Annotated in this window: 8 protein-coding genes; 6 read left to right on the forward strand and 2 right to left on the reverse strand. The window is 69.2% G+C overall.

What is annotated here, in order from left to right; all coding sequences use genetic code 11:
* Positions 1 to 116: 116 nt before the first annotated feature.
* Both ACFWUU_RS40410 and ACFWUU_RS40415 read right to left on the reverse strand, forming a co-directional pair.
* On the reverse strand, positions 117 to 557 hold the full coding sequence (locus ACFWUU_RS40410; protein ID WP_380184015.1) for a hypothetical protein: 441 nt from the start codon (positions 555 to 557) through the stop codon (positions 117 to 119).
* A 240-nt stretch (positions 558 to 797) separates the two neighbouring features.
* Positions 798 to 1,181: a hypothetical protein gene (locus ACFWUU_RS40415; protein ID WP_380184017.1), complete on the reverse strand. Its 384-nt coding sequence runs from the start codon at positions 1,179 to 1,181 to the stop codon at positions 798 to 800.
* Positions 1,182 to 1,344: 163 nt separating this feature from the next.
* Here ACFWUU_RS40415 and ACFWUU_RS40420 point away from each other — a divergent pair, with 163 nt between their 5' ends.
* From ACFWUU_RS40420 to ACFWUU_RS40445, 6 genes are all read left to right on the forward strand, one after another.
* The gene (locus ACFWUU_RS40420) at positions 1,345 to 1,605 is read left to right on the forward strand and encodes a hypothetical protein (protein ID WP_380184019.1); all 261 of its coding nucleotides are present in this window, start codon (positions 1,345 to 1,347) and stop codon (positions 1,603 to 1,605) included.
* The gene (locus tag ACFWUU_RS40425; RefSeq protein ID WP_380184021.1) at positions 1,605 to 1,844 is read left to right on the forward strand and encodes a hypothetical protein; all 240 of its coding nucleotides are present in this window, start codon (positions 1,605 to 1,607) and stop codon (positions 1,842 to 1,844) included. The genes ACFWUU_RS40420 and ACFWUU_RS40425 overlap by 1 nt, the downstream gene beginning before the upstream one ends.
* A complete protein-coding gene (locus tag ACFWUU_RS40430) occupies positions 1,829 to 2,185 on the forward strand; it encodes a hypothetical protein (RefSeq protein ID WP_380184023.1) in 357 nt (118 codons plus the stop codon). Before ACFWUU_RS40425 ends, ACFWUU_RS40430 begins: the two co-directional genes overlap by 16 nt.
* Before the next feature lie 118 nt (positions 2,186 to 2,303).
* Positions 2,304 to 2,531 (forward strand): hypothetical protein, encoded by a 228-nt coding sequence (locus ACFWUU_RS40435; protein ID WP_380184025.1) that lies wholly within the window; start codon positions 2,304 to 2,306, stop codon positions 2,529 to 2,531.
* Entirely contained in the window at positions 2,528 to 3,289 is a 762-nt protein-coding gene (locus ACFWUU_RS40440; RefSeq protein WP_380184027.1) for a hypothetical protein, read from the forward strand. The genes ACFWUU_RS40435 and ACFWUU_RS40440 overlap by 4 nt, the downstream gene beginning before the upstream one ends.
* 353 nt (positions 3,290 to 3,642) lie before the next feature.
* On the forward strand, positions 3,643 to 4,566 hold the full coding sequence (locus ACFWUU_RS40445) for a M48 family metalloprotease (RefSeq protein ID WP_380184029.1): 924 nt from the start codon (positions 3,643 to 3,645) through the stop codon (positions 4,564 to 4,566).
* The last annotated feature ends 4 nt before the right edge of the window (positions 4,567 to 4,570 follow it).

The raw sequence follows: 4,570 nt of genomic DNA on the forward strand, positions 1-4,570 counted from the left end.
CCTCCTCCACAAGCTCACCCATGTACCAAAACCCCTTCCGCGCAAGGCGAAACGTGGAACGGGGAGGACCGTGGGTGCTGCTTCCTTCACCACAGTCCTCCCCGCGCTAGAGGGGATCAGGCGTGAGAACGCCGACCGACTCGCGGCAGATGCTCGCCGCGCCGGGTGATGATCTGGTCATCCCGGTCCCAGGTCGTCCCGCAGCGGCTGCACTGCTCGCCGCCGTCCCCGAGAGTGCTGGTGATGACGTCGCTCGGGCATCCGCACGGCCGCGTCCCGAACCGGTGCTCCTCCAGGTAGGCGTCGGCGTCGTCCGGGTCCTTGCCGAGGAATTCCTCACCGCAGGAGCACACGCTCACGAACATGCCGTCTCGGTACGGCTGAGGGTCCGGGGTGACGTCGAGGTGGTCGGGCTCGTCCTTCTCGTCCAGCTCCAGGACCCTCCGGCCGGTGGCGGTCAACGTCTCGGCGACTACCTCGCACACGTCGCCGCCGTTCCAGGACCCCGGCTGGTTGAGGAACTCCGCGATCGCGTCGAGCGCCTGCGCGTCGGTCATCATCGGCGGCCGTCCTGCGGGGTCTCGGCGGGCTTCGTGGTTGCCCTGTGCAGATGCGGGCAGCAGACGGGTCCCCGGCACACCTGGTGATGCTTCGGGCTGCACCACGGCTGGCACCCCGCGGGGACCGTGGTTGCGTAGATCTTCGGCATTACTGCTCTCCATTCCGTGAGTGGTGGGGGAGAGGCGGCCGGACCCGGGGTCTCAAGTCGCAGGCCCGGCCGCCGGTTCAAATGACGGTCAGTCGACGTCGGCGTGCCGCCGGGCGTGGTCCAGGTCGGCGCCGGAGCCGTCGTGTTCCAGGTCCCATCCGTTGGGGCAGTCCTCGTGCGGGACCAGGTGGACGCTCGGGTCGTCCCACTGGTCCTCCGGCACGAACACATCGCCGTCGCACAGCCCGCACTGCAGGTAGAAGCCGGCGGACCCCAGGACGTAGTCGCTTTCCCCCTGCGCGTTGACGGTGTACAGGTGGCTGCCCGGCTGGGCGTCGTCCGGCAGGTCGACGGTGATATCCAGCCGCCCGTCACCACGAGGCGCGACGCTCAGCACCCGGCGGTTCATCGCCAGGCAGGTCCCGGACGTCTGCGAGAAGTACAAGGCGTTGACTCGATCTCCGCTGTTCATGTCTATAACTATAGACACTTCTACGCGGAATGTCTATAGCTGTAGACGCCTTATTTCGCAGGACTTTTGTGTCTATACCTATAGACAATCGAGGCAAATGTGTCTATAGTAGTAGACATAAGAGAGGGTCCGTACTTACGGACTTACGGAGATGGAGCGAACGATGGAACAGCCCGAACTCGAGAAGCGCATCGAGGACCTGATCCACGAATCTGACCGGCTGCTCAACTACGACGCGGAAGTACTGGAAGACGCGGACAACCCGGCCGGGGCGCAGCGGGCGCGGGAGCGCAGCGCGGAGGCGTACCGCGAGGCGGTCGCGCTGGCCAAGGAGCACGGCCTGGACTGGTTCGACAACGACGAGGACGAGGACGGCGACGAGGACCTGGACGACGACGCGGACGTGCAGGAGTGGCCGCGCTGATGAACGGACGACAGCTGGACCTGTTCGACCTAGCCGAACTCGAGCCCGCGATGCCCGTGGTCCACCCTGAGCGCGGGACGGAGATTCCTGAGTACCTGAAGCCGCGCCCGTTGTCCAACGGCGTGATGGATTGGTGCGAGACGACCCGCAAGGGTGTTCGGTGCGGGTGGGTGCGCCACTTCGGCAACACACACTCGTTCGACCCGCCGGAGACGATGCCCGAATGGCTGGACGAGTGAGCGCCGTCCAGCTGTCCCTGTTCGACGTCGACGCGATGGACGAGGCCGAGCAGCACCAGGCCGACTGGGAGAGGTGGCTACAGGACGGCCTCGGCCGCTGGTGCTGCCCGGCGTGCGGCGACGTCGAGAGCTCCGCCGACGAGCTACACGCCCGGCACGGCTGGCAGCCCGACCTGGCCGTGATCGGTCACCCATACCCGTACTCGTGGCCCGGCCGGTACGAGGAGGCGGGGTACTCCGGGAACGGCGGCCGCTGCGGCAAGCTCCGGCTTGCGTGGCTCATCGAGCACTACGGCCAGTGGCCCCCGCCGCCCGTCACCGGCAATCCCGGTCTCGGCTGACGCCCGCTCCGATAGCCTGACTGGCTGACTCCGAGGTTCGAGTCCTCGGCAGGCACGCACGTACGACCCAACCGACCTGCCTCCCGCCCTCGGCGGGATCTACCTCGAGGAGGACCTGGTGGCCGATACCCCCGACCCGCTGGCCGACGTCCGCAGCACGCGAGTTGAGCGGGACGCCGCGCTGGCCCTGGTCGACCAGAAGACCGAGGCGTGGAAAGCCGCGATCCGCCAGGCCGCCGAGATCGGCGTACCGCGGACCGAGATCGTGAAGGCCGCCGGGATCAACCGGGCCCGCGTGTACGCGATCCTGGACGAGGGCAAGCCGAAGAAGGACGATGCCGAGTGAGCGGGCTGCAGGTCGCCGGCGACGTCGCCGAGGTCCTCGGAGCCGAGACCGTGGCGCAGCTCCGCGCCGACGCTCCCAGCTGGTCTGAGGCCGCGTGCCGCGACTGCGGGCGCCCGATCGACGTCCGCGTGGAGGCGGCCGCGGTCGTTCTCCTCATCGGCCCGGCCGAGATGCCGGGCAACCTGACGGTCATGTGCCTCACGCACCCGGCGTGCTCGGCGTCCGAGCTGCGACCCATGCCGTGGGAAGAAGCCCAGGCCTACTACCACCCAGCGCCCGAGCAGACCCACGACATGAACGCCGTAGCGGCGGTCTGGGACAACGCCCGGCCGGTACTGCTCGTGTCGTTCGACGCCCCGGAGGTGGCGATCGAGGCCGATTCTGGCGAGCTCACCGACGCGGTAGCGGCCGCGTTCCTCGCCCAGGGATGGGAGCTCGTGGCACAGCTCGACACCAACCCGGCGGCGCGGCCCGATGACCTGGTCTGCCGCTACAGCCTCGATCCGCAGCCCGCCGGCGGCCGCCGTACCGGCCGCCTGGAGATCCTGATCGGCGGCGAGCCGCTGGCCGATATCCCGGCCATGGTCACCGGCCAGGCCTGGCGGACGGCGGTCGAGAAGACCGGCGAACTCGCGCTCTACCTCGGTCCGCTCGACCTGCACCAGTGGGGGAGCGAGGTCCGCCTGGACGCCGTCGACCAGGCCATGCACGCCGGGCGGCTCGTCGGCTGCACCGCCCGCCCGCACATCACCGGCTGACCCACGCGTCAACCCCCGACCCGCTGCAGGTTCGTGCAATCGCCTGCAACAACATGCAAACGGGTGTCGGAGATCGCGCCTCGCGAGCTACCCTCCGGCAGGTGAACGGGGCCGAGAGCAACAACTTTCCGCACAACCCGAGCAACCCGCCGAACTCGCGGCCGGGCCCAGGACCAGGTCCGCGACCTGGTCCGCCAGCTGGTCCGGCCGCCGGGCAGCATCCAGCTCGCCAGCCGTTACCGCAGCAGCGGCCACAGCCCCCCGGCCCGCTGCCTGCGCGGCCGCCGAACGCAATGCCCGCCGTACCTCCAGTGGGCGCACCGAACCCCCTGCCACCACGGTCAGCCTCGATCGTGCCGCCGCGCGGCTTCAGTCTCCCGCCGGCGGGACGCGGCCGGCGGTGGGAGCTGTCCGGCCTGATCGAGCTGGTGATGGCGTTCCCGTGGCTGTGGTGGTCGTGGTTGTCCATCCAGCTCATCGGCACCCCGAGCACGACCGTCTACGTGATCGCGATGGTGGCGTGGGGCGCGTTCGCGGTCGGCTCCCTGCACCCGCGCGTCGAGGACTTCCTGGCGTGGAAGGTGTGGCGGCTGCGCACCCCGAACGCCTTGGAGAGCCAGCTCATCGGACCCGCCTGGTTCGCCGCGTGCACCGCGGCCGGGGTCGACCCGAACCGGTACCGGGTGTGGATCCACGAAGGAGCACAGGTCACGGCACCACCGGTCGCCGGGTCGACAGTCGCCGTTACCAGTTGGTCGACGCTGGTCCTCCCGGCCCGCAACCTCGAGGCGGTGCTGGCCCACGAGCTCGCGCACCGCCTGGCGCTGCCCCGGCCGGTCTCGCTGTTCGTCTACTGCTTGCAGCTCCCGGCCCGGATGATGGGCAAGGCGCTGAGGGCTGCCTGGAAAGCTCCCGTCGTCGGGTTCCTCCTGAAGGTGTTCCTGGGGATCTATGCCCTCGGAATCATTGGCATTTGGGCGTTCTGGGGATTCAACTACGTGATCGTGTTCCTGCTGTCGCCGATCCTCGCGCCGTTCGTGGTCCCGGCCGCGGCCCGGGCCTCGGAGAAGTACGCCGACCGGATCGCGTTCGACCTCGGGTACGGCCCGGCGCTGGCCGAAGTCTTCACCGGCCGCGAGTTCCAGCGCGCGCAGGCCTGGACAACGGCCCCTCCGCAGGGCCTGAAGGACTCCCAGCCGCTCGATTCGGCCCGGCTGCGGGCGTTGGAGCGTCTGATCAGCTCAAGCCCGCAGAACGGCCACCAGCCGCCGTTCTAGGGGA

Origin of the sequence: Kribbella sp. NPDC058693 (assembly GCF_042715335.1) — a bacterium.
Taxonomy (GTDB): domain Bacteria; phylum Actinomycetota; class Actinomycetes; order Propionibacteriales; family Kribbellaceae; genus Kribbella; species Kribbella jiaozuonensis.

Bases quoted from the DNA above. Each gene is read 5' to 3' on its own strand.
- ACFWUU_RS40425 (WP_380184021.1), top strand. From the start codon at position 1,605: ATGAACGGACGACAGCTGGACCTGTTCGACCTAGCCGAACTCGAGCCC.
- ACFWUU_RS40415 (WP_380184017.1), bottom strand. From the start codon at position 1,181: ATGAACAGCGGAGATCGAGTCAACGCCTTGTACTTCTCGCAGACGTCC.
- ACFWUU_RS40420 (WP_380184019.1), top strand. From the start codon at position 1,345: ATGGAACAGCCCGAACTCGAGAAGCGCATCGAGGACCTGATCCACGAA.
- ACFWUU_RS40410 (WP_380184015.1), bottom strand. From the start codon at position 557: ATGACCGACGCGCAGGCGCTCGACGCGATCGCGGAGTTCCTCAACCAG.
- ACFWUU_RS40430 (WP_380184023.1), top strand. From the start codon at position 1,829: ATGGCTGGACGAGTGAGCGCCGTCCAGCTGTCCCTGTTCGACGTCGAC.